The 20377-nt window shown below is 62.0% G+C and carries 17 protein-coding genes and 1 tRNA gene; 6 read left to right on the top strand and 12 right to left on the bottom strand.

Annotated features, from left to right (window positions below):
- The gene (gene treS, locus J2858_RS10540) at nt 1-3285 is read left to right on the top strand and encodes a maltose alpha-D-glucosyltransferase (protein WP_210104773.1); all 3285 of its coding nucleotides are present in this window, start codon (nt 1-3) and stop codon (nt 3283-3285) included.
- Entirely contained in the window at nt 3282-5489 is a 2208-nt protein-coding gene (gene glgB, locus J2858_RS10535) for a 1,4-alpha-glucan branching protein GlgB (protein ID WP_210104772.1), read from the top strand. Before treS ends, glgB begins: the two co-directional genes overlap by 4 nt.
- Nucleotides 5490-5560: 71 nt before the next feature.
- On the opposite strand, the gene J2858_RS10530 is transcribed toward glgB, so the two are convergent.
- Nucleotides 5561-5809 (bottom strand): DUF6894 family protein, encoded by a 249-nt coding sequence (locus J2858_RS10530; RefSeq protein ID WP_245365723.1) that lies wholly within the window; start codon nt 5807-5809, stop codon nt 5561-5563.
- Nucleotides 5810-5927: 118 nt separating this feature from the next.
- On the opposite strand from J2858_RS10530, the gene J2858_RS10525 reads away from it, so the two are divergent.
- Nucleotides 5928-6647: a Crp/Fnr family transcriptional regulator gene (locus J2858_RS10525; protein ID WP_210104771.1), complete on the top strand. Its 720-nt coding sequence runs from the start codon at nt 5928-5930 to the stop codon at nt 6645-6647.
- 132 nt (nt 6648-6779) lie between these two features.
- Nucleotides 6780-7028: a CrpP-related protein gene (locus tag J2858_RS10520; protein ID WP_210104770.1), complete on the top strand. Its 249-nt coding sequence runs from the start codon at nt 6780-6782 to the stop codon at nt 7026-7028.
- A 418-nt stretch (nt 7029-7446) separates the two neighbouring features.
- Here the strand turns inward: J2858_RS10520 and tig are convergent, their stop codons facing one another.
- Together tig and J2858_RS10510 are read right to left on the bottom strand one after the other, a co-directional pair.
- On the bottom strand, nt 7447-8934 hold the full coding sequence (tig, locus tag J2858_RS10515; protein WP_210104769.1) for a trigger factor: 1488 nt from the start codon (nt 8932-8934) through the stop codon (nt 7447-7449).
- A gap of 160 nt (nt 8935-9094) precedes the next feature.
- Nucleotides 9095-9179: transfer RNA gene (locus J2858_RS10510), tRNA-Leu, on the bottom strand.
- 704 nt (nt 9180-9883) lie between these two features.
- On the opposite strand from J2858_RS10510, the gene J2858_RS10505 reads away from it, so the two are divergent.
- A complete protein-coding gene (locus J2858_RS10505) occupies nt 9884-10030 on the top strand; it encodes a DUF1127 domain-containing protein (protein ID WP_210104768.1) in 147 nt (48 codons plus the stop codon).
- A gap of 272 nt (nt 10031-10302) precedes the next feature.
- The gene (locus tag J2858_RS10500; RefSeq protein ID WP_210104767.1) at nt 10303-10446 is read left to right on the top strand and encodes a DUF1127 domain-containing protein; all 144 of its coding nucleotides are present in this window, start codon (nt 10303-10305) and stop codon (nt 10444-10446) included.
- 243 nt (nt 10447-10689) lie between these two features.
- On the opposite strand, the gene J2858_RS10495 is transcribed toward J2858_RS10500, so the two are convergent.
- The 9 genes from J2858_RS10495 to J2858_RS10455 form a co-directional block, all read right to left on the bottom strand.
- Nucleotides 10690-10917: a hypothetical protein gene (locus tag J2858_RS10495; RefSeq protein WP_210104766.1), complete on the bottom strand. Its 228-nt coding sequence runs from the start codon at nt 10915-10917 to the stop codon at nt 10690-10692.
- 239 nt (nt 10918-11156) lie between these two features.
- On the bottom strand, nt 11157-12122 hold the full coding sequence (locus J2858_RS10490; protein ID WP_210104765.1) for an NAD(P)H-dependent flavin oxidoreductase: 966 nt from the start codon (nt 12120-12122) through the stop codon (nt 11157-11159).
- A gap of 364 nt (nt 12123-12486) precedes the next feature.
- On the bottom strand, nt 12487-12708 hold the full coding sequence (locus tag J2858_RS10485; protein ID WP_210104764.1) for a hypothetical protein: 222 nt from the start codon (nt 12706-12708) through the stop codon (nt 12487-12489).
- A 355-nt stretch (nt 12709-13063) separates the two neighbouring features.
- On the bottom strand, nt 13064-13981 hold the full coding sequence (locus J2858_RS10480; protein WP_210104763.1) for a PhzF family phenazine biosynthesis protein: 918 nt from the start codon (nt 13979-13981) through the stop codon (nt 13064-13066).
- A gap of 143 nt (nt 13982-14124) precedes the next feature.
- Nucleotides 14125-15150 carry an ABC transporter ATP-binding protein gene (locus J2858_RS10475; RefSeq protein WP_210104762.1) on the bottom strand — a complete coding sequence of 342 codons (1026 nt, stop codon included), beginning with the start codon at nt 15148-15150 and terminating at the stop codon, nt 14125-14127.
- On the bottom strand, nt 15138-16832 hold the full coding sequence (locus J2858_RS10470; RefSeq protein WP_210104761.1) for an ABC transporter permease: 1695 nt from the start codon (nt 16830-16832) through the stop codon (nt 15138-15140). The genes J2858_RS10475 and J2858_RS10470 overlap by 13 nt, the downstream gene beginning before the upstream one ends.
- 14 nt (nt 16833-16846) lie before the next feature.
- Nucleotides 16847-17830: an ABC transporter substrate-binding protein gene (locus J2858_RS10465; protein ID WP_210104760.1), complete on the bottom strand. Its 984-nt coding sequence runs from the start codon at nt 17828-17830 to the stop codon at nt 16847-16849.
- 127 nt (nt 17831-17957) lie between these two features.
- The gene (locus J2858_RS10460) at nt 17958-18797 is read right to left on the bottom strand and encodes an SHOCT domain-containing protein (protein WP_210104759.1); all 840 of its coding nucleotides are present in this window, start codon (nt 18795-18797) and stop codon (nt 17958-17960) included.
- A 184-nt stretch (nt 18798-18981) separates the two neighbouring features.
- Complete coding sequence (locus J2858_RS10455) at nt 18982-20208, bottom strand: PLP-dependent aminotransferase family protein (RefSeq protein WP_210104758.1); 1227 nt, start codon at nt 20206-20208, stop codon at nt 18982-18984.
- Between the last annotated feature and the right edge of the window lie 169 nt (nt 20209-20377).

Below are 20377 nucleotides of genomic sequence, written 5' to 3'. Positions count from 1 at the left end.
ATGGATATGATGCAGAACCAGCAGGCCGAGCAGGACCTGCTGTGGTACAAGGACTCCATCATCTACCAGCTGCACGTAAAATCCTTCTTCGATTCGAACGGAGACGGGATCGGCGATTTCGCGGGGCTGACCGAAAAGATCGACCATATCGCCTCCCTCGGGGCGACTGCCATCTGGCTTCTTCCCTTCTTCCCATCGCCCCGTCGCGATGACGGCTATGACATTGCCGATTACGGTGCGGTCAGTCCCGATTACGGCACGATGGATGATTTCCGTGCCTTCGTGGATGCCGCCCATGCGCGCGGCATCCGCGTCATCATCGAGCTTGTCATCAACCACACCTCCGATCAGCACCCCTGGTTCCAGCGGGCTCGCAATGCACCGGCCGGCTCGCCGGAGCGGGATTTTTATGTCTGGTCCGACACCGACCAAAAATTTCCGGAAACCCGCATCATCTTTCTCGATACGGAAAAATCCAACTGGACCTGGGATCCGGTGGCCGGCGCCTATTACTGGCACCGTTTCTATTCCCATCAGCCGGATCTGAATTTCGACAATCCGCAGGTGATGGACGAGCTCTTGAACGTCATGCGCTTCTGGCTGGAAACCGGCATCGACGGCTTCCGCCTCGACGCCATCCCCTACTTGATCGAGCGCGAGGGCACCAACAACGAGAACCTGCCGGAAACCCATGAAATCCTGAAGAAGATCCGCGCGGCTCTCGACGCCACCCATCCCGGCAAGGTGCTGCTGGCCGAAGCGAACCAGTGGCCTGAGGATACCTCGGAATATTTTGGCAACGGCGACGAATGCAACATGGCATTCCACTTCCCGCTGATGCCGCGCATGTACATGGCCATCGCCAAGGAAGACCGCTTTCCCATCACCGACATCATGCGCCAGACGCCGGAAATCCCGGAAAACTGCCAGTGGGCGATTTTCCTGCGCAACCATGACGAATTGACGCTGGAAATGGTGACGGACGAGGAGCGCGACTATCTCTGGAGCATCTATGCCTCGGACCGTCGTGCGCGCATCAACCTCGGCATCCGCCGGCGCCTGGCGCCGCTGATGGAACGCGACCGCCGCCGCGTCGAGCTGATGAACGGCCTGCTCCTCTCCATGCCCGGCACGCCGGTCCTCTATTACGGCGACGAAATCGGCATGGGCGACAATATCTATCTCGGCGACCGCGATGGGGTGCGAACCCCGATGCAGTGGTCGAATGACCGCAATGGCGGCTTTTCGCGCGCCGATCCTGCCCGGCTTGTGCTGCCGCCGGTGATGGACCCGCTCTATGGCTATGAGGCACTGAATGTCGAGGCACAGAGCGTCGACAACCATTCGCTTCTCAACTGGACACGCCGGATGCTCGCGCTGCGCGGCAAGCACCCGGCCTTCGGGCGCGGATCGCTGCGCTTCCTCACCCCCGGCAACCGCAAGATTCTCGCTTACCTGCGCGAATATCAGGGCGAGACGGTGCTCTGCGTGGCAAATCTCTCGCGCCTGCCGCAGGCGGTGGAACTTGATCTTTCCGAGTTCAAGGGACGCGTGCCGATCGAGCTTACCGGCATGTCGCCCTTCCCGCCGATTGGCGAACTGACCTATCTGCTGACGCTGCCGCCGTTTTCCTTCTACTGGTTCCAGCTGGTGGCAGAGGCCGATGGCCCTGCCTGGCGCACCGAGCCGCCGTCGCAACTGGCCGACCTCAACACGCTGGTGGTGCGGCGCGATCTGACCGAACTCATCGATCAGCCGAAGCTTGCAGAAACCCTGTCGCGCGACATCCTGCCGGCCTATCTCGACAAGCGCCGCTGGTTCGGCTCCAAGGGCGAAGCGATGAAGAAGGCAACGCTGGTTGCCGCAACGCCGATGGGGATCACGCACAACATTCTGCTCGGCGAGCTTGCCGTAGAGCTTGAAGACCATACCGAAACCTATCTCCTGCCGCTGACAGCGGCCTGGGACGATACGCAGCCACCGGCGCTTGCCCAGCAGCTGGCGCTGGCACGCATCCGGCAGGGACGCCGCGTCGGCTTCCTCACGGACGGTTTTGCGCTGGAAGCGATGGCGCGTGGGGTGATCCGTGGTCTCTGCGAACGTTCGGTCCTCTCCGGTCGCGGCGGCACGCTGGAATTTTTGGGCTCCGATCAGCTCGACTGCATGAGCATTGCCGATGACATGCCGGTGCGCTGGCTGTCGGCCGAGCAGTCCAACAGCTCGCTGATCATCGCCGACATGGCCATGGTCAAGCTCATCCGCCACATCTTCCCGGGCATCCATCCGGAAGTGGAAATGACGCGGTACCTGACGGAAGTCGGCTACCAGAACACGGCACCGCTTCTCGGCGAAGTGGTGCGCACGGCGCCGGAGGGCGAGCGCTACACGCTGATGATCGTGCAGGGTGCTGTCCGCAACCAGGGAGACGCCTGGAACTGGATGCTCTCCAACCTGCGCCGCGTTCTCGACGATGTCGGGCTATCCGACGCCGACCCGGACACCATCAGCGACCTGATGCGGCCATTGGGCAACTTTGCCGGCACGATCGGCACGCGGCTGGGCGAACTGCATGTGGCGCTTGCGGCAGAGACCGACAACGATGACTTCAGGCCGCTTCCGGCCCTGCCGGAAAACGTCGAACTGTGGCGCAAGGCAGCGGTGGACCAGATCGAAAAGACGCTGTCCATCCTGTCGGAGGCAAACAGTGATCTCGACACCGAGACGGCCGCCATGGTGGAACCGCTTCTGTCACGCCGGGAGGATCTGCTTTCCATTGCCGCGGATCTCGCCCGATCCGCAGAAGGCGCCCTGATGATCCGTAATCACGGTGACTTTCACCTCGGCCAGATCCTGGTGGCCGAAACCGATGCCTACATCATCGACTTCGAGGGCGAGCCGGCAAAGACGCTGGCCGAACGCCGGGCAAAAACCATTCCGCTGCGGGATGTGGCCGGTCTTCTGCGCTCGTTGAGCTATCTTGCCGCCACGGCGGAACTGGATACGGAAGCGGTGGCGGAAACGGAAAATCCGCAGCGCACCGCGATGATCCGCACCTTTGCCGAGCAGGCTGAGACGGCCTTCCTCGACGCCTATTTCGCCATCACCGATCAATCCGATGCATTGCGCGTCAATCCTGACGATCGCCAGCGCATGCTCGACCTCTACCTCCTGCAGAAAGCCGCCTACGAGATCGGCTACGAGGCCCGCAACCGGCCGAAGTGGCTGCCGATCCCGCTCTCAGGCTTTTCTGCCATTGTTCAAAGGCTCTCGGAGAAAATGACATGAACATCGAACGCTCCGAACTCATGAGCGGCATCTCCGATGAGGCGCTTGCCGCACTCGTGGATGGCCGTCACGGCGACCCGTTCTCCATCCTCGGGCCGCATCCCTCGCACGGCGTCACCATCATCCGCGCCTTCCTGCCCGGCGCCGAAGGTGTCGAGATCATCGAGGCTGGCAGCAGCGCGGTGATCGCAAAGATGCACCGGGTGCATGCGAGCGGCGTCTTTGCCGCCGCAGTCGAAAGCGGCGGACGCTACCGTTACCGGATCGCCTGGCCGGAAGCCGTGCAGGAAACCGAAGACCCCTATTCCTTCGGCCTGCTGCTCGGCGAGCTTGACCTGCACCTCATTGGCCAGGGCACCCATTACGACCTTGGCCGTACGCTCGGCGCGCGCGCCATGGAGGTGGAGGGCGTATCAGGCGTGCGTTTTGCCGTCTGGGCACCCAACGCACGGCGCGTCTCCGTCGTGGGTGATTTCAACGCCTGGGACGGACGCCGCCATCCGATGCGGCTTCGCGCGCAGGCCGGCATCTGGGAAATTTTCTTGCCCCGCCTCGGTCCCGGCGATCGCTACAAGTTCGAAATCGTCGATCGCAATGGCACGGTGCTGGCCCAGAAGGCCGATCCCGTCGCGCGCGCCAGCGAAGCAGCGCCCGCCACTGCCTCCATCGTTGCCTCCAGCACGCCCTTTCGCTGGACCGACGATGCCTGGATGCGCAAAGGGGCGGACATCCGCTCCGGCGAAACCGCGCTCTCGGTCTACGAGGTGCATCTCGGTTCGTGGCTGCGGATCGCCGAGGAAAACAACCGGTCGCTCGACTGGGTGGAACTCAGTCAGCGCCTTGTGCCCTATGCGGCAAAGCTCGGGTTTACCCATATCGAGCTGATGCCGATCATGGAGCATCCGTTTGGTGGCTCGTGGGGCTATCAACCACTCGGGCTGTTTGCGCCGACCGGCCGCTACGGCACGCCGGAAGATTTTGCCTATTTCATCGACCGCTGCCATGCCGCCGGCATCGGCGTCATTCTCGACTGGGTGCCGGCGCATTTTCCGACCGATGTCTGGGGTCTGGCGCGCTTCGACGGCACGGCCCTCTACGAGCATGAAGATCCGCGCGAAGGCTTCCACAAGGACTGGAACACGCTCATCTACAATCTCGGCCGCAACGAGGTGAAGGGTTTCCTCCTTGCGTCAGCGCTGGAGTGGCTCGAGCATTTCCACATCGATGCGCTGCGCGTCGATGCGGTCGCCTCCATGCTCTACCGCGACTATTCGCGCAATGCCGGCGAGTGGATCCCCAACAAGTATGGCGGGAGGGAAAATCTCGAATCGGTTGAATTCTTCAAGCACCTGAACAGCATCATCCACCAGCGCTGCCCTCATGCTTTTACGGTGGCAGAAGAATCGACCGCCTGGCCGGGGGTGACGCAGCCTGTGGAAGACGGCGGTCTTGGCTTCGACTTCAAGTGGAACATGGGCTGGATGAACGACACGCTCCACTATATGGAAGAGGAGCCGATCTACCGGAAATACCATCACGGCATGATGACCTTCGGCATGGTCTACGCCTATACCGAGCGCTTCATGCTGCCGCTCAGCCATGACGAAGTGGTGCACGGCAAGGGCTCGCTGCTTGGCAAGATGCCGGGCGACCATTGGCAGAAAATGGCGAACCTGCGCGCCTATTTCGGCTTCATGTGGGCGCATCCCGGCAAGAAGCTGCTGTTCATGGGAGCCGAACTTGCGCAAGCCACCGAATGGAACCACGACGCGTCGCTGATGTGGGACCTGCTCGACCGGCCGGATCATGCGGGCGTACAGCGGCTGATCGGCGATCTCAACCGGATCTATGCGGTCGAACCTGCCCTGCAATACGGCGATGTTCACCCGGAAGGATTTGAGTGGGTAATCGGTGACGACGCGGAAAATTCCGTCTTCGGCATGCTGCGCAAGTCTCAAGATGGCCGTGGGGCCGTGCTGTCGATCTCCAACATGACGCCGGTGCCGCGGGAAGGATATCGTGTGGGCGTGCCGCTGGCCGGACGGTGGCGCGAGATCCTGAACACCGACGCGGCCGTCTATGGCGGCTCCAACCTCGGCAATGTCGAAGTGTGGAGCGAAGAGCAGCCGGCCCATGGCCATGCACAGTCACTCATGCTCACGCTCCCGCCGCTTGCCACCATCTACCTGCGCTTCGAGCACTGAAACGCAGCTGACGCCCATGCTCAAAGGGAGGAGGCGGAAACGCCTCCTCCCTTTGAGCATGGGTCATGATCTCAGCTGTCCTTTTCCAGCCATTCGGCCATGAAAGACAGACTGCTCACGAAGACCGGCCGCCCGGTCTCATCCCGCACATTGAGAAAGATGGACATCTGCCGGCTGCCGCGCATTTCGTCCCGCGCCATGTCGGCCAGGATCCGTCCGGCTTCGCGCACCACATCCTCCCGCGAGGAGAGCTCCATCGGAACCGGCTCATGATCGAGACCGTCATTGTGGATGTCAAAGAGATAGCGGGTCATCGTCATCACCATGCCTTACCGGGACACAATCAGCCATCGCAAAGAATGTTCCCCCAAAAGGGCACAAACAGCGCCCGAGCCCGTTGAACATCTACCCGGACTGACCTGACTTCGGAGACAGACCTTGATAGAGCCCTTGCTGCTGAACCTTGAGCACAGAGATACGCTTGATGAGCGCGAGAAAGCGCGGCTGCGCGCGATTCTGACCCGCGAGCGGCGGGTTGCGACCCATGAGGATATCGTCAAGGAAGGCGAGCAGCCGACGACCAGCTGCCTGCTGCTGGATGGCTTTGCCGCACGCTACACCATCACCGGCGACGGCCAGAGGCAATTGACCTCGCTGCATGTGCCCGGCGAATTCGTCGACCTGCACGCCTTCCTGGTCAAGACCATGGATCACGGCCTCGTGGCTCTGTCCCCCTGCCGCATAGCCGTGGCCGAGCATTCGGCACTGCGCGAGCTTTCCGAAACCGAACCGCACCTGACGCGCCTCCTGTGGCTCGATACGCTGATCCAGAGTGCCATCAGCCGCCAATGGCTGGTGGCGATGGGACGACGGGCGCGGGCCGCGCATCTCGCTCATATCATCTGCGAGCTTTACCTGCGCCTGCGCATCGTCAACCGGGTGGAGGACAACAGCTTTCACTTTCCCCTGTCCCAGATGCAGATGGCCGACGTGATGGGCCTCTCGCTTGTCCATATGAACCGGGTAATCCAGGAACTGCGCAGCGAGCAGTGCATGACCTGGTCGAAGGAGCGCATCACTGTCACCGACTGGAACCGCCTGCAGCGGTTTGCCGGTTTCGACCCGGTCTATCTCAGCTTGCAGCGTCAACCGCGCTGATTCAGCATCTGACTGATTCGGCAAGCTTTTTAATGATGATGACGGTTAAAAAAATACTAAGCATTCGTCAGGTATCCACCTTGCCCGATGAGGGGAGCGAGACTAGTTACGCCTGCTGAAACAGGTGAAGACATGAATATTGAGTCTCTTCTCGAATGGCAGGAGCGCGGGTCCAAGGCCCGCATGCTGGGTGCGACCGCGCAGGAAAACCCGTTCCTGCGCCCGATGGTCCATGATGGGCTTGGCCGCGAAGATGTGCAGCTGATGTGCGATGCCTGGGCCTTCGGCTGGGCCATCGAGCATGCCATGCGCCGCATCGATACCGGATTTTACAGCGCCTTCCTGGAAGAGCGCTCCTTGGACCATAGCCGCGTCGCCTGAATGCGGTAAAGACACCCCGCCGGCAGCAACGGCCGGCGGTCACTCGCCGCTCTTTCAAGCGGACCAGAGTGGCAGAATTTCCCCTTGCGCAACGCCGGCAATCGTCCGCACTCGCCCCTTCTGCCCAGCCCTCCTAAAACATAAGTCCAGCTCTGGAAGCACGGTCAAGCGGGCCGGTGACGCCTGATCGTCGAAGCCCGATTCGGGGCTGCTGTATCACTGCACCGACAGCGGTTGCGACCGCAATCCGATCCTGACCCGTCGCAGGTCGGCGACACGCCCCTGACTGCCGCCTTGCCAGCCAGCCACGCTCCTCACCGCCAGTCGCCTCTCTGACCTTAGCCACGCACGAAAAGACCCCCGGCGGTGACGCCGGAGGTCTTTCTGCAAGCAAATGGCCTGTTGAGCTGGAAGACGCTTATTCAGCGTCGCCTTCGGCAGCCTTCTTCTTCGAAGCGGCCTTCTTCTTCGGAGCCGGAGCTTCTTCGCCCTCGGCAGCCTCGGCTTCAGCCTTGGCAGCCTTCTTCTTCGGAGCGGCCTTCTTGGCTTCGGTCTTTTCTTCGCCTTCGTTTTCGTCTTCGGCGAGAAGCTCTTCCTTCGTCACGGTCTTGTCCGTCACGTCGATTTCGGAGAGCAGCTTGTCGACGACCTTTTCTTCAAAGATCGGAGCGCGCAGCGATGCGGAAGCGCCGGGCGTGTTGCGGAAGAAATCGAGGATTTCCTTCTGCTGGCCGGGGAACTGCTGCAGCTGGGCATAGAGCGCGCGCTGCATTTCTTCCTCGGTCACTTCGACGCCGGCCTTTTCGCCGATTTCGGAGAGAACCAGACCGAGACGGACGCGGCGTTCAGCCAGCTTGCGATATTCGGCGCGGGCTTCTTCTTCCGTGGTGTCCTCATCGGCAAAGGTCTTGCCGGACTGGGCGAGATCGGTGTTGATCTGGCGCCAGATGTTGTCGAACTCGGCGTTGACGAGGCTTTCCGGCGTGTCGAACTTGTACATCTCGTCCAGCTGGTCGAGGATCTGACGCTTGACCTTCTGGCGGGTGACGTTGCCGTACTGGCCTTCGATCTGGCCGCGCACGATTTCCTTCAGCTTGTCGAGCGATTCGACGCCAAGCGTGGTGGCCAGTTCGTCGTTCAGTTCGAGGTTGGCCGGTGCTGCCACTTCCTTGACGGTGATGTCGAAGGTGGCTTCCTTGCCGGCAAGGTTTGCGGCCGGATATTCCGACGGGAAGGTGACGGTGATGACTTTGTCTTCGCCGGCCTTGACGCCGACCAGCTGGTCTTCAAAGCCCGGGATGAAGCGGTTGGAGCCGATGACGAGTTCGGCATCTTCGGCGGCGCCGCCATCGAAGGCCACGCCATCGACCTTGCCGAGATAGTTCATCGTCACGCGGTCGCCGGTTTCGGCAGCAGCATCCTTGGCTTCGAAGGTGCGCGCGCTTTCGGCGATCTTGAGGATCTGCTCGGTGACTTCTTCTTCCGGAACGTCAACCACTTCGCGCACGACCTTGATGCCGGCGGTCGGCTTCAGTTCGATGGCCGGGATGACTTCGTAGGAGAGCGTGAATTCGAAATCGACTTCGGCGTTCAGGATCTTGTCGGCTTCGGCTTCGTCCTCGGTCATCGCAACGGTCGGCTGGGTCGCCGACTTTTCGCCGCGCTCGGACAGGATGGCGCTCGGGCGGTCGCGGACGATCTCGTTGACGAGTTCGGCCATGATCGACTTGCCGTACATCTTCTTCAGATGGCCGACAGGAACCTTGCCGGGACGGAAACCATTGATGCGCACCTTGTCCTTGGCTTCCGCCAGGCGCTCGTTCATGCGCTGTTCCATGTCCTTGGCCGGGATAACGACCTTGATTTCGCGCTTCAGCCCTTCAGCGAGCGTTTCGATAACCTGCATTGTCATACCTTCATATCATGCGGCGGTGCTCAGACAGCCGTGGTTTCGGTGAGCACGACGCCGGAACCTGTCGCCGGTCGTGGCTTCGATGCAATCTCGTGCGCGCTGGGGCTCTGGGCCACCAGCTGGATCAGGCCTGCGGCAGAAGCTGCCGCGGAACTGGTGCGGGTAGAGAGACTTGAACTCCCACGCCTTGCGGCACCAGAACCTAAATCTGGCGTGTCTACCAATTTCACCATACCCGCGCCCCAAAACCGCGTGGAAATTCCTCGCGCAGAGGCCTTCCGGAGCGCGCGTCTCTATAACAACCGTTTTTTCCGCACGCAAAGGAAAAATGACAGTTGCCGCGGCAGCAGACAGGAAACTCTTTATGCTCCGGTTTAGGGGCGAAGCGCTCCGTTGTTTACCAGGCCCTAATATTTGCACAGTACATTCAAAAAGCGCGCGTCAAGGCATGCGCCAGACGAATGGCTCACCCACCTATATTGCAGTGCACAATGAAGCCTGCTCGGGTATAGTCATTTCATCAGCAGGGCTGGCCCTGCAGCGACATGGCTGTCGGCGGTCCATCCGCAAAACGCCTCGGGATGATCCCGGAACGAGATTCGGCGGTTCGCGCTCCTCCTCCCAGCGAACCTCGATAGACTGGCGACCCTCCTCCTCCCATTCGCCGGTCACTTTGCACGACGCCCACCGGTCCTCCCCCGGTGGGCGTTTTTGCTTCAGGGCCTCCTTCACCGCCACGATGAAACTGCCCGGTTCGGGAGTGCCGCTCATCTTTTCGCCACAGGCTTTAACGGATCTTCACCAGCAATGCAGCGGACGCATAGGTGGCATACGGCATCGGCGCTTTTGCTTATACGCAGTGCAGCATATAACCCCATTCAATCGATTTGAGAGGCGCCCGACCCAAGCGGGGCCTCGGCAGGAACCAAAGAAGGACATGACCATGAATATCGCTCGCTCGCTCACCAACTGGCGCAAGTATCGTCAGACCGTTTCGGAACTCGGCCGCATGTCGGACCGCGAACTGAACGACCTCGGCATCGGCCGCGCCGAAATCCGTCGCGTTGCCCGCACGGCTGTCGGCATCTAACGAATAGCATCCGCTGCAGCAGGCTTTCGTCCTGCTTCTCAAAACGCCTCCCGCCTCCGGGGGGCGTTTTTTTTATGCGCATTTTTCCTTCGTTGGGCCGCCGACTGTGGCGCTCATTTTTTACCCAAAGACGCAAATTTGTTCAGCACATTGCACAAACGCATGGCAGTCGCCTGGTTTTTGCACTGCACATTCTAATTATGCGGATGTATAAGACCGTCATCGCCGCTGACGAACCCGTCGACGGACCAACACATTCGAGGAAGATCCCCATGAACCCGATTCGTCTCGCCAAGAGCTGGATCAGCTACCGCCGTACCATGAACGAACTGGGCAACCTGTCCACCCAGGCGCTCAGCGACATCGGCCTGACCCGCTACGACATCCGTTCGATCGCATCGCGCTCTTTCCGTTAATCGGAAACAGCATGCTCCATTCCAGGCGGGCCGCATGAAGCGGCCGCGGAGCGAGCATAGGAAGATCGGCAGAATGATGGCCCCCAGCCAACGGCTTCGGGGGCTTTTTGCTGTCCTGCGGGCCGATGCGGGTAAGGCTACACCAGGAGCGCGGGCACGAAAAACCCGCCAGGACGGCGGGCGCTTGCACTCTTTCCTCTCAGAAGGAGCGTGCAAGGGCAGCAGACTGCCCTTGCCAAAATATCAGCCGTCCGACAGGGCGGTGCGCGACACAAGCGTCAGCGTGTGGTCCGGCTTCACACGGTACAGTTCGCTGTATCGCTCGCCGTTCTCCACAGACACCTGCTGCACGGTGCTTCCGATCGCACCAATGCTGAGGCGACCTTCGCTGGCGTGATGCAGGTCCTCTGCAAAGGCAAGCGTGCCGGCCCCCAAAAGGGCAATGGTGCAGGTAACGAGAATGCGCTTCATGGCTCAAATCCTTTTACGGCGCGTCCAGAACCGGAGTGCCGGACGCCTGTCCACGTCCATATTCGGTGACGCAGGAAGAACATGGGCGCGGATTGCAGAGGCTTCAACCGCCCGATCGGTTGCATCTCCGTCATCAATTCGTGAACGGCGAAGCCGGCAACGCGCGATGCACAAAAAGATCATGGGCGCCAAAGACTTGGCGTATGCTGGATCGTTCGATCAGGCCTGCGAGGGCGCTTTCACAAGGGCTTGATCGCCTCTTGAGCCCGGGCGAGGAACGGATCGGCCCGCGCATCCAGCATGGCGCAGGCGTATTCGCGCGCCAGCCTGTCGCAGAGGTCGGCCGTCGCCGGCACGTCATCAATGCCCGAAACACCCTGCCCGGCCGACCAGACCGTTTTCCAGGCCTTTGCTTCGCTGCCCAGGTCCATCGGTCCGTGGGAGACCAGATTGGCCGGATCAAGGCCGGCGGCCACGATGCTCTTCTTGAGGAAATTGGCGTTTACGCCGGAAATGGCATCGGTGTAGACGATATCACCCGCCCGCGCTTCAAGCGTCATGTGCTTCTGGGCCTCGCTCACCATGGATTCGCGGGTCACCAGGAAGCGGGTGCCGAGATAGGCAAGGTCTGCGCCCATCAGCCGGGCGGCGGCAATCTGCGCGCCGTTGCTGATTGCGCCCGACAGCACAAGCGTTCCGCCGAAGAAGGAGCGGATTTCAGGCAAAAGCGCAAAGGGGCTCAGCGTACCCGCATGGCCGCCGGCGCCGGCACAGACGGCAATAATGCCGTCGACGCCCGCTTCTGCCGCCTTTTCCGCATGACGGCGGCTGATCACATCATGAAACACCAGGCCGCCATAGGACTGTACTGCTTTCACGACCTCCGGCACCGCGCCGAGCGACGTGATGACGAGCGGCACACGGTGCGCGACCACCGCTGCCAGATCAGCCTCCAGTCGCGGGTTGGAACGATGGACGATGAGATTGACCCCAAAGGGTGCTGCATCCGGATGCGGTTGCAGCCGCGCTCGGATCTCGTCCAGCCAGTCGACAAAACCTTGCGTGCTGCGCTGATTGAGCGCCGGAAACGTGCCCAGAATGCCGCCTCGGCAGGTCTCCACAACCAGATCCGGCCCCGAGGCCAGAAACATCGGGGCAGCAATGGCCGGCAGGCGCAAGGTTTTAAGAGTTTTCGGCAATGGCATGATGTCCTCCCCAGGATGCCGTTTACGAAGAGCGCGCGGTGCAGCAGCAGCCGCCGATCTGGGACGCCGGATGGCTAGAGATTTCGCATGCTGTGACAGGCCTGCGTCTCCGACGTGCGCCACTTTTGGATATAAAACGCAGTTTACGTAAACGTCAAGCTGCGCGCGGCGGGCGACAATTGCCCAGGAAACTCCACCTCAGGCTACGCGCTTCGACCGGGTTTCAGGAAGGCCCCCTCAAGGGCCGGAAGCGTCTGGCGGTCGGGGCGACCTCTGCGCATGAAAAAGGCGCGGCCTTGCGGTCCGCGCCTTGTCTGTGGTGGTAGCCGTCTTCCCGAATCCTCAGGAGGACAGCGGCGGTGTCTCAATGATGTCCGCGTGCGGCTGCCACCATGTCGCGCAGCAGGTCTTCCCGGCGCACGCCCTGACGATAGAGTTCCATGGTGATGGCTGCGAGCCGGTTTGTCTCTTCCTGATCATCATCCGGGCAGAGTTCGCTGCGCAACCGTTCGAACACCTGCTGGCATCGCGCCAGATCCTCGGAGTTCAACGGGTCGTCGCTTGGCCTCTTCTCACTTCTGATCATGGGTACTCCTCATCATCGGCATGTTGCGAATCATCGCTGGCGCCCAGGGGCGGGCAGCCTTACGCCTCAACAACACGGCGATAGTCTGTCTGCTTGCGTGGAAAGATGAACAAGGGGCTGTCGTGCGAGCCGCTAGTTCCTGACGGTCGCACGGAGGCTAAACGCCGTGCTGCGGAAAAGGGCTCTACGGGATCGGCCCTCAAGCACAGGACAACAGCTGCCGCTTTCCCGTCGGTTTGAAACACTCTTGATGGCTGGCACGCGCATGACCCTACTCCCGTCGGCCCTCATAACGCCGGGGCCGGCTTCCGGTTCCCAACGTCGGTGCGAATATCTGAGCGCCGGTCACATCCGGTCAGAGATGGAAAACTCCCGATGCCACCTTCACAGCCTGCCCGCCAATGCGCGCGCGCGCAATTGAACTTTCCTTCACATCGATGTGCAGATGAATGAAGGAGGGGCGCCCCATCTCGACGCCCTGCTCGATCAGTACCGGATGGTGGCCGTCCGGAAGCGCATCGAAATGGTGGATTGCGCCCGAGAGCGCTGCCGCCGCAGCCCCGGTTGCCGGATCCTCGGAAATTCCCATATCGGGGGAAAACATGCGGGTGTGAAAGCGCGCCGCATGGTGCACGCCGCCGCGGCAATAGGCATAGACGGAGGCAAGCCGGCCCTCCACCAGCGGCGCCGCGCGCTCCCACAGCATGCCATCGAACTCGATGCCTTCGACGGCGGCAAGATTATGCAACGGCACCATCAGGAATGGCACGCCGGCGCTCCACACCGATGGCACATGGTTTTCAAAGCCGAGATCGCCGGGTTTCACTCCCAGCGCATCGGCAAGCCCCTGCCGGTCGAGACCCAGCTGGATGCGCTGCGGCATGCGCGGCAGATCGAATTCGGCAAAGCTTGCCTCGCCGGAGGCCAGCCGCACGGCGCAGCGCACCGGCCCGACATTTTCCTCCAGCACGCAGACGAGATCGAGGTCCGGGCGCTCATCCGCATGCGTCCGCTCCGCAATCGCAATGGCCGCTCCGACCGTCGGATGGCCGGCAAACGGCAATTCCCGCGTCGGCGTAAAAATACGCAGCTTTGCCGCATGGGCCGGATTGGCCGAGGTCTGGACGAACACGGTTTCCGACAGGTTGGTCTCGCGCGCCAGCGCCTGCATGGCCTCATCCGTCATCGCATCGGCGCCGAAGACAACCGCCAGAGGGTTTCCGGCAAGCCGGGTATCGGTGAAGACGTCATAGACGGCATAAGTGAGAGCCATGAAAACCTCCTGTCCTTCGCAAGCCGATGCGGCACACCGGGACGATGGACGACAAACTGCCCGAGACGGTAAGCACCATCAACCGTTGAATTTTACCGTCCAGAGAAAATCGGGAAAAACCTCAAACAGAGATTTAAGCACCGTCACAGCCGCCAGCCGCTACGCAGCACCACCCGCAGGGCGTCCCCCACCCTCACGGAACGGCGGCTGAAGGCGCGCAGCACCCGTCCGTCACTCAGCAGAAGCTGAAGCGCATGCCGCTCGCCTTCGAACACGCAGGCGCTGACCACCGCGTCCAGCCCCTCATCGGAGATCACCACATCCTGCGGACGCACCAGAATATCGGCCAGCGGGCTTCCGGGCTGCGGATGGAAACAGGCCTGCAGGGCCGGCCAGTCCAGCTGGCGCGGCATCGGCTCGCGCCACGGCAAGGAGAGGATCGCGCCCTGCCCGATCAGTCCGCCGACCAGCCGCCCCTGAGGGCGCGCATAGATTTCGTCGGGGGCAGCCATCTGGAGCAGCCTGCCTTCCGACATCACGGCAACCTCGGTTGCCAGCGCCATGGCTTCCGCCTGGTCATGCGTGACATAGATCATCGTGGCGCGCGAGCGGGCGTGAAACTCGCGAAACGTCTCTTCCATCTCCTGGCGCAGGTGCCGGTCGAGATTGGCAAGCGGCTCGTCCAGCAGCACCACATCCGGTTCTGTCACCAGGCAGCGGGCCAGCGCCACGCGCTGGCGCTGGCCGCCGGAAAGATCGGCCGGACGCCGGTCCGCATAGGTTTCCAGACGCACCGCGGCCAAGGCCTCGCGAATCTTGGCTGTGCGACGTTCGCCGGTGATACCCCGCACTTTGAGCGGATAGCCGACATTCTCCGCCACGCTCATATGCGGCCACAGCGCATAGGACTGAAACACCATCGCCATGTTGCGCCGCTCCGGCGGCACCATGGCGGAGGCATCGGCAAGCACCCGCTCGCCAAGCAGGATCGCGCCGTCCGTCGGCTGCTCGAAACCGGCAATCATGCGCAGCACCGTCGTCTTTCCGCAGCCGGAGGGGCCGAGCAGCGCCAGGAACCCGCCATCGCCAATGGTCAGCGACACATCGTCGACGGCCGGTCGCCCGGTTCCGAAATCCTTCGACAGACGGTTGAGGATCAGCTTCGCCATGGCACCACTCCCTTGGGCAGATTTTTGGCCAGCAGTTCCAGCAGCAGCATCATGACCACCACCAGGGCAACCACCAGGACCGAAAGGGCCGAGGCCAGATTGAAACTGCCGCTGTCATCGAGATTGTAGATGGCGACCCCCAGCGTCTGAGTGCCGGCAGACCAGAGGAGCGCCGAGACGGTGAGTTCGTTGCAGGCAATGAGGAACACGAGAATCACGGCAGCACCGGCAGCAGGCGCCACGAGCGGCACCAGAATATCGCGCAGACGGCGGTAGAAACCCGCTCCCGACAGGCGGGCGGCCTCTTCCAGCGACGGATCGAGCTGGCGAAAGGCGCTGGCAATGGGGCGCAGGCTGACGGCAAGAAAGCTGGAGAGATAGGCGAAGAACAGGATCCAGATCGTGCCATAGATCGACACGCCGAAAAACGGCAGCGGCGCGGCAAACAAGAGAATGCAGGCGACGGCAAGAACGATGCCCGGCAGCGCGTAGGGAATATCGGCAAGCGCAGCGACCAGCGCAGCAACCCGACGGCTGGAGCGGGCAACGAAATAGCCCATCAGCACCGTCACCAGAAGAAGACCGAGCGCTGTTGCAAGCGAGAGCACGATGGAGTTCTGGAAGGCGGTGCGGGTGATCGACTGGCGCAGCAGCACTTCCTCATAGGCATAGAAGGTCGCTGTCTTGAAGGTGAGCGGCACGCCATAGGCCGGGGCAAGCGAGCTTGCGAGCAAGGCGGCAAAGGGCAGGATGAGGATGACGACCAGCAAGAGGACAAGCAGAGCCTCGCAGGGCAGCCGCCAGCCTTTCAACGCAAAGACGGCCGTGCGGCCCGACAGACCGATGATCCGGTAATCCCGGCCCTTCAGCACGCGTTCCTCGACCAGCAGGCCGGCAACCGACAACAGCGCGATGAAGCCCGAGAGGATCGAAATGTCGCCAAAGGTGCTCGGCCCGAAACTCGCAAATTTTGCATAGATCAAGGTGGGCAGCGTATAGATCGAGGCTGGAATTCCAAGGATGGCGGGAATGCCGAAATTGCCGACGTTGGAGACAAACGCCATGGCGGCGCCGGCGGCAAAGCCCGGCAGCGCCAGCGGCAGGATGATGTCCCTCATCACCTGAAAGGCCGAGGCGCCGGCAAGCCGTGCGGCCTCCATGCCATCGCGCGGCAATGCCAGCAGCCCGGCCCGCAGCGCCAGATAGACCAGCGGCGCATTCTGGACGCCAAGCAGCAGGGCAATGCCGCCGATCGAATAGAGCGGCTGCGGCGTGCCGAGCGGCGGTGCAAGTCCCACCGCCTTCAACAGCGTGCTCGAGGGTCCGGTCAGCCCCACCCAGGAGAGCGCCGTCACCTGCGGCGGGATCATCATCGGCAGCATGAAGAGGAAGCCGAGGAGCGTGCGGCCGCGGATATCGAACAGCGTCAGAAGCAGCGCAAAACCGCCGCCGAGGAACACCGCGACCACCATGCCGAGGAAGGAGGTGGTGAGCGTATTCCAGACCGCCTGCCAGAGCGCCGGATCAGACAGCAGTCCATCGCCGCCGCCTCTTGCGAGCGACAGCGCGCCCGTCAAGGCAAGCCGGCCGAGCGGCAGAACGCTCAGCAGGCAAAGGGCGGCAAAGACGAAGACAAACAGCCAGTGGGGCTGGCCGTTTGCCTTGGTTCGTGAGGCACGCATTGCGATCCTGGAAATCAGCCGTTACCGCCGAAGATGCCGGAGAAGGTCTTCAGATCCGTATCGGTGTTCTTCAGCGCGTCGGAGGCTTTGAGCGGCATCACCTTGATCGTGCCGCGGGCCGGAAAGCCGGCCGGAAGCGCCATGCCGTTGCGGGCCGGGATATAGCCGAGCTTCAGAAAACCTTCCTGACCCTTTTCCGACAAGACGTAATCGACGAATTTCTTGGCCGCGTCGGCATGCTTGGTGGCGCTCATGATGGCGACCGGCTCGGTGACGGCAGAGACGCCTTCCGAGGGGAAGACGAACTCGACCGGTGCGCCCTTGGCCTTTTCGCGGATCGGCATGTAATCCACAACGACGCCATAGGCCTTTTCGCCGCTTGCAACCGATTTAAGCACCGCACCGTTGCCGCCGGCGGCAATGGCGCCGTTATCTTTGAGCGCGCGATAATAATCCCAGCCCAGTGCCGGATTTTCGACCAGGGTCTGGGCATGGATGAGGGCAGCGCCGGAGGTGAGCGGGCTGGGCATCGCGACAAGACCCTTGGCTTCCGGCTTTGCCAGGTCCTTCCAGCTTGCGGGCTTCATCGAGGCCTGCGTGTTGTACATGATGCCGGTAGTGATGAGCTTCGTCGAATAGTAGTAGCCATCGGCATCGTAGAGCGAGGCATCATAGGCCTTGGCTTCCGGCGATTGATAGGCCATCAGGCGCTTGTCCTGCTTCAGGCGCTCGAGCGTGACCGTATCGGCAATCAGAAGGACGTCGGCCACGGGATTGCCGGCCTCGATCTCCGACATCAGCTTTGCCATGATCTTGGTGGTCCCGTCGCGGACCCACTGCACATCGACGCCCGGATTGGCCGCCTTGAAACCATCGACGGTTGCCTGCGCATCCTCGTTCGGCTGGCTGGTATAGATGACAAGATCGGCAGCGTTGGCCGACACGGCAAGCGCGCCTAAGGCGACGAGGGCGGAAACGGCAGAGACAAACATCTTCATGGCAGCAATCCTTCTCTATGGCGATTGCTGCCGCTAGATCATGGATGTCTAACAGAGGTGTGACAAAGTCGAATTTCGCGCACTGGAATTATGCGGACGGCACGCGAGGATTTGCGCCGCAAGACCATTACAGGCGGGCGAGAAGCTCGGTCTTCTTGGCGGAAAATTCGGCGTCGGTCAGGATGCCTGCCTCGCGAAGGCTTGCGAGCTTTTCAATGAGACCGATGATCTCGGCGGCACCCTTGGGAGCGGTGGAGCCGGAGGGTGCAGGCGCCGGCGGCGCTTGCCCTGCGGCCTCGCCAGAGGGTGCAGGCGCAACGATAGCCGCGGGCTGCTGCTGGAGCGGCTGGACTTTCGGGGCAGCGGACGGCTGCACGTCCGAAAGCGGCGGCGCCCACGCCTCCTGTGGCTGCACAGGCTCCGCCGGTTCGTCGGCACGCCGCAGGCTCGATACCGAAAACGAGCCATACTGGCTGGAGAAGGTCAGCCCGCTATTGCTGCCCTGCTGCTGGCCGACGCCGGAAATGAAGTGATCGCCGGTATCATAGAGCGTCACGCCGCCCGCATCCTTGATGGCGAGCCGCCGTTGGGCTGGGAAAACCGCATAGGCGCTGTCGTTCTGGGCGCCGGCGCTGGACGGCGAACCGAGGTGCTGCGGCCACCAGACGCTGGCGCCGCCGGTCTCTGTCGGAAAAACGATGCGCCCCGCGGCGAGTGCCTGCGACAGGGCATTGCAGAGACTGTCGACGGTGTTCTTCAGGCCATAGTTGAACATGTCGCCGACCATGGTCATGCCACCCAGCATCCACTGGCCGCTGCCGCCGAGTTCACCGATGTTGAACTGCGCCATGGTGCCCTGCCCGCGCTGCACCGCCATCAGCATGGCAAGAACCGCATCCTCGCTGAGGCCGTACTGGCGGGCGAGATCCGCAATCACCCGGTGCGTTTCCTCTGTCAGGCCCTGCATGCGATCCTATCTCCCAAGAGTGCCCGCAGCCGATCCGGCGATGCGTCCACTTGTCATGACACAGCCACGCCCCGAAAGCGATGACAATCGGGAAATCGCTGCGCGCGCAGCAAAAAGCGCCGGCCCCTCCGCGGAGACGCCGGCGCTTTTTGAAGTCGTCCATGTGCAGTGGCTGCAGCCTAAATCAGGCGGCCTTTGCTTCGGCGTTGCGGATGAGGCGGCCGAGGCGCTGGATGCCCTCCTCGATCATCGTCTCGTTGGCGCAGGAGAAGGAAAGCCGCAGCGTGTTGGCGCCCGAGCGATCGGCAAAGAACGCCTGCCCCGGCACGAAAGCCACCTTTTCCGTCTCGATGGAGCGCGCCAGAAGCTCTGCGCCATCCAGCCCCGCCGGCAGCGTCACCCAGACGAACATGCCGCCTTCCGGCTTCGTCCAGCTGGTGCTGGCCGGCATGTAGCGCGACAGGGCCGATAGCATGGCATCGCGGCGGGCGCTGTAGGCCGCACCGATCTTGGCGACCTGGCTGTCGAAAATGCGCTCGGCGACATGGGCGATGGCGATCTGGTTGATCGTCGAGGAATGCAGGTCGGCCGCCTGCTTCATCAGCACCAGCTTGCGGATGACCGACATGTTGGCGACGACGAAACCGACGCGCAAGCCCGGCGCCAGCGTTTTAGAAAAGCTGCCGGAATAGATGGTGCGGGTGTTTTCGATGCCGCCCTTGGCCGCAATTTCGAGCGCCAGGATCGGCGGAACCGGATCGCCGTTATAGCGCAGCGACTGGTAGGCACCGTCTTCGATGACGGCGATATCCAACTCGTCGGCGAGTTCCAGCACCTTCTTGCGGCCGTCCAGATCCACTGTCTCGCCGGTCGGATTGGAGAAATCCGCCGACAGATACGCAAATTTCACCGCACCGCCATTGGCTGCTGCCGTTTCGCGGTAGGCCGCCGGCGTGCGATTGCCGCCGGGCGTCAGCTGGTCGTAGTTCGGCTCATAGGCGTTGAAGGCCTGCAGGGCACCGAGATAGGTCGGCCAAGTGACGAGCGCCGTATCCTTCGGCGACAGGAATAGTTTTCCGAGATAATCCAGCGCCTGCTGCGAACCCGACGTGATGAAGACGTTATCGACGGTGCAATCGATGCCGATCTTGGCCATCTCGCCAACCAGCCATTCGCGCAGCGGCTTGTAGCCTTCGCTGACCGAATACTGAAGAGCGGCGTTGACCTGCGGGCTCGAAAAGATCTCCGCATAGGCATCCTTGAACGCCACGTCCGGAAACAGCGCCGGGTCCGGAATGCCGCCGGCAAAGGAGATGATGTCGGGCCGCTCCAGAAGTTTCAGCAGTTCCCGGATTTCGGATGCGCGCATGCGCGAGGAGCGCGTGGCGAAGATATGATCCCAATCGAGCACGAATGTTTCCTCTTATTTCAATTCTTCTGGCTTCTGCATTACACAAGTTCCGATAGGTCAGCAATACTGACTTATCGATTTTTGGTACGGCAGAGGCATTTTCATCGCGAAGATTCCCGCGGTGAGATGTAGCGCGCCCTTGGTGAGGCGGCAAAGCAAAACTCCCCCG

Origin of the sequence: Neorhizobium galegae (genome assembly GCF_017877135.1) — a bacterium.
In the GTDB taxonomy this organism is placed as follows: Bacteria; Pseudomonadota; Alphaproteobacteria; order Rhizobiales; family Rhizobiaceae; genus Neorhizobium; species Neorhizobium galegae_A.
This window is presented reverse-complemented; position numbering and strand designations above follow the sequence as displayed.

Coding starts and splice junctions, on each gene's coding strand:
- J2858_RS10520 (WP_210104770.1), top strand. CDS start 6,780: ATGAATATTGAGTCTCTTCTCGAATGGCAGGAGCGCGGGTCCAAGGCC.
- J2858_RS10480 (WP_210104763.1), bottom strand. CDS start 13,981: ATGGCTCTCACTTATGCCGTCTATGACGTCTTCACCGATACCCGGCTT.
- J2858_RS10470 (WP_210104761.1), bottom strand. CDS start 16,832: ATGCGTGCCTCACGAACCAAGGCAAACGGCCAGCCCCACTGGCTGTTT.
- J2858_RS10485 (WP_210104764.1), bottom strand. CDS start 12,708: ATGATCAGAAGTGAGAAGAGGCCAAGCGACGACCCGTTGAACTCCGAG.
- J2858_RS10465 (WP_210104760.1), bottom strand. CDS start 17,830: ATGAAGATGTTTGTCTCTGCCGTTTCCGCCCTCGTCGCCTTAGGCGCG.
- J2858_RS10530 (WP_245365723.1), bottom strand. CDS start 5,809: ATGACGATGACCCGCTATCTCTTTGACATCCACAATGACGGTCTCGAT.
- J2858_RS10460 (WP_210104759.1), bottom strand. CDS start 18,797: ATGCAGGGCCTGACAGAGGAAACGCACCGGGTGATTGCGGATCTCGCC.
- glgB (WP_210104772.1), top strand. CDS start 3,282: ATGAACATCGAACGCTCCGAACTCATGAGCGGCATCTCCGATGAGGCG.
- J2858_RS10475 (WP_210104762.1), bottom strand. CDS start 15,150: ATGGCGAAGCTGATCCTCAACCGTCTGTCGAAGGATTTCGGAACCGGG.
- J2858_RS10495 (WP_210104766.1), bottom strand. CDS start 10,917: ATGAAGCGCATTCTCGTTACCTGCACCATTGCCCTTTTGGGGGCCGGC.
- treS (WP_210104773.1), top strand. CDS start 1: ATGGATATGATGCAGAACCAGCAGGCCGAGCAGGACCTGCTGTGGTAC.
- J2858_RS10490 (WP_210104765.1), bottom strand. CDS start 12,122: ATGCCATTGCCGAAAACTCTTAAAACCTTGCGCCTGCCGGCCATTGCT.
- tig (WP_210104769.1), bottom strand. CDS start 8,934: ATGCAGGTTATCGAAACGCTCGCTGAAGGGCTGAAGCGCGAAATCAAG.
- J2858_RS10505 (WP_210104768.1), top strand. CDS start 9,884: ATGAATATCGCTCGCTCGCTCACCAACTGGCGCAAGTATCGTCAGACC.
- J2858_RS10500 (WP_210104767.1), top strand. CDS start 10,303: ATGAACCCGATTCGTCTCGCCAAGAGCTGGATCAGCTACCGCCGTACC.